Raw genomic sequence first — 2,594 nt, forward strand, 5'->3', positions numbered from 1 at the left:
CAGAGAAAATGGTTGAAGGCCGCATGAAGAAATTCACCGGCGAAGTTTCTCTGACCGGTCAGGCTTTCGTTATCGATCCAAGCAAAACTGTTGGCCAGGCTCTGAAAGAGAAAGGCGCAGACGTGATTAACTTCATCCGCTTCGAAGTGGGCGAAGGCATCGAGAAAGTTGAAGCTGACTTCGCAGCAGAAGTTGCTGCAATGTCCAAACAGTCTTAATGCTCCGAAAGAACCGCCGGAAGGCGGTTCTTTTTTGTCTGCGTTTTGCGTGGACCACTTTTCAGTCTCATCCCAATAGCTTTTTTCGTTCGCTAAGCGGATGATCGATCAGATTTAACTTCTCATTCATCATATCTTCCAGGAAGAATTGACCATGGCGACCAACGCAAAACCTGTATATCAACGTATCCTGCTAAAACTGAGTGGCGAAGCACTGCAAGGTGCCGAAGGTTTTGGTATTGACGCGAGCGTGCTTGACCGTATGGCGCAAGAGGTGAAAGAGCTGGTTGAGCTGGGCATCCAGGTGGGTGTGGTTATTGGTGGCGGTAACCTGTTCCGTGGCGCTGGCCTGGCACAGGCAGGCATGAACCGTGTGGTCGGCGATCACATGGGTATGCTGGCAACCGTGATGAACGGTCTGGCAATGCGAGACGCATTGCACCGTGCGTATGTTAACGCGCGTCTGATGTCCGCGATTCCGCTGAATGGCGTGTGTGATAACTACAGCTGGGCAGAAGCGATCAGCCTGCTGCGCAATAACCGCGTGGTGATTTTCGCCGCCGGTACTGGCAACCCGTTCTTTACCACTGACTCCGCCGCTTGTCTGCGTGGCATCGAAATCGAAGCCGATGTGGTATTGAAAGCCACCAAAGTTGACGGTGTTTATTCAGATGATCCGGTGAAAAACCCGGACGCGACGCTGTATGAACAGCTGACCTATGGCGAAGTACTGGATAAAGAGCTGAAAGTGATGGATCTGGCGGCCTTTACATTGGCTCGCGACCATCAACTGCCGATCCGCGTCTTCAACATGAACAAGCCTGGCGCACTGCGTCGCGTAGTGATGGGTGAAAAAGAAGGCACTCTGATTACGCATTAATACCCGACGCAAGATAAAATAAGGTATATTCTGTTGGCGCGATGCAGTGGCATCGCGCAGCTTTCAGGATGATCGATGTTTATCGATACCACTTCCGGGCTGCCCGGAGATGGCCAGGTCAAACCGAATCCAAGGGTTTTAACGTGATTAACGACATCAAAAAAGATGCCGATACGCGCATGGAAAAATGCGTCGAAGCATTCAAAAACCAAATCAGCAAAGTGCGCACCGGTCGTGCTTCGCCTTCACTGCTCGACGGCATTATGGTGCCTTACTACGGTACACCTACGCCATTGCGTCAGCTGGCTAGCGTCACGGTAGAAGATTCTCGTACGCTGAAAATCAACGTGTTTGACCGCTCACTGAGCCCGGCCGTTGAAAAAGCGATTATGGCATCTGACCTGGGTCTGAACCCAAGCTCAGCAGGTACCGATATTCGTGTGCCACTGCCAGCGCTGACCGAAGAGCGTCGTAAAGATCTGATCAAGGTCGTGCGTGGTGAAGCGGAGCAGGGGCGTGTTTCTGTTCGTAACGTGCGCCGCGATGCTAACGACAAGATCAAAGCGCTGCTGAAAGACAAAGAGATCAGCGAAGACGACGAACGTCGCTCGCAGGATGAGATCCAGAAAATGACCGATGGCTATATCAAAAATGTTGATGTCGCATTGGCCGAAAAAGAAAAGGAACTGATGGATTTCTAATTCCATCTACTGCCTTTAAAAACGCCGTTCAGAGACGTTGTGCGACTCTGGCGGCGTTTTACATTGTGCCTGGCGCTGTTGCAGGCACGATCCACGACGTCACAGGGATAGCATGATGAAGCGATTAACTCTGCTGGGTTCCACCGGCTCGATTGGTACCAGCACACTGGCAGTCATCGCAGCCAATCCAGACTTGTACCAGGTCACCGCGTTGGTGGCGGGTCAAAACGTAGCGCTGATGGCTGAACAGTGTCAGCAATTTACCCCACGCTATGCGGCGATGTCTGATGAAGCCTCCGCACAAGCGCTGCGTGAGCGACTGAGAGCATTGAATCTTCCTACCGAAGTGCTCTCCGGCGTTCAGGCGGCTTGCGAGCTGGCGGCACTCGATGAAGTGGATCAGGTGATGGCGGCTATTGTTGGCGCCTCTGGGCTGCAACCCACACTTGCCGCAATTCGTGCTGGCAAAACCGTTTTACTCGCGAATAAAGAGTCACTTGTCACGTGCGGCCGCCTGTTTATGGAGGCTGTGCGTCATCACAAGGCACAGCTGTTGCCGGTCGACAGCGAGCACAACGCCATTTTTCAGAGTTTACCCGCTTCCATACAGCATCAGTTGGGGTACGCTGATCTGCGAGAGAATGGCATTGATTCTATTCTCCTTACGGGATCGGGTGGTCCTTTTCGTGACACGCCATTAGCGGATTTGGCCGCTATGTCGCCAGATCAAGCGTGCGCACATCCGAACTGGTCAATGGGGCGTAAAATCTCCGTTGATTCGGCCACCATGATGAA

General features: G+C 52.5%; 3 protein-coding genes and 1 pseudogene. All 4 read left to right on the top strand.

Annotated features, from left to right (window positions below):
* Positions 1–218, top strand: a pseudogene (gene tsf, locus RT340_RS22510) (elongation factor Ts); the annotation flags it as partial.
* 154 nt (positions 219–372) lie between these two features.
* Positions 373–1,098 carry a UMP kinase gene (gene pyrH / locus RT340_RS22515; protein ID WP_034829488.1) on the top strand — a complete coding sequence of 242 codons (726 nt, stop codon included), beginning with the start codon at positions 373–375 and terminating at the stop codon, positions 1,096–1,098.
* Between the two features lie 143 nt (positions 1,099–1,241).
* On the top strand, positions 1,242–1,799 hold the full coding sequence (gene frr, locus RT340_RS22520; RefSeq protein WP_034829486.1) for a ribosome recycling factor: 558 nt from the start codon (positions 1,242–1,244) through the stop codon (positions 1,797–1,799).
* 115 nt (positions 1,800–1,914) lie between these two features.
* The coding region (gene dxr / locus RT340_RS22525; RefSeq protein WP_313377863.1) for a 1-deoxy-D-xylulose-5-phosphate reductoisomerase at positions 1,915–2,594 on the top strand (680 nt) is incomplete at its 3' end.

The sequence above is a fragment of the Pantoea sp. CTOTU50773 genome (genome assembly GCF_032082325.1).
In the GTDB taxonomy this organism is placed as follows: Bacteria; Pseudomonadota; Gammaproteobacteria; order Enterobacterales; family Enterobacteriaceae; genus Pantoea; species Pantoea communis.

Excerpts from the sequence above, each read along its gene's own strand:
- pyrH (WP_034829488.1), top strand. The coding sequence starts at position 373 with ATGGCGACCAACGCAAAACCTGTATATCAACGTATCCTGCTAAAACTG.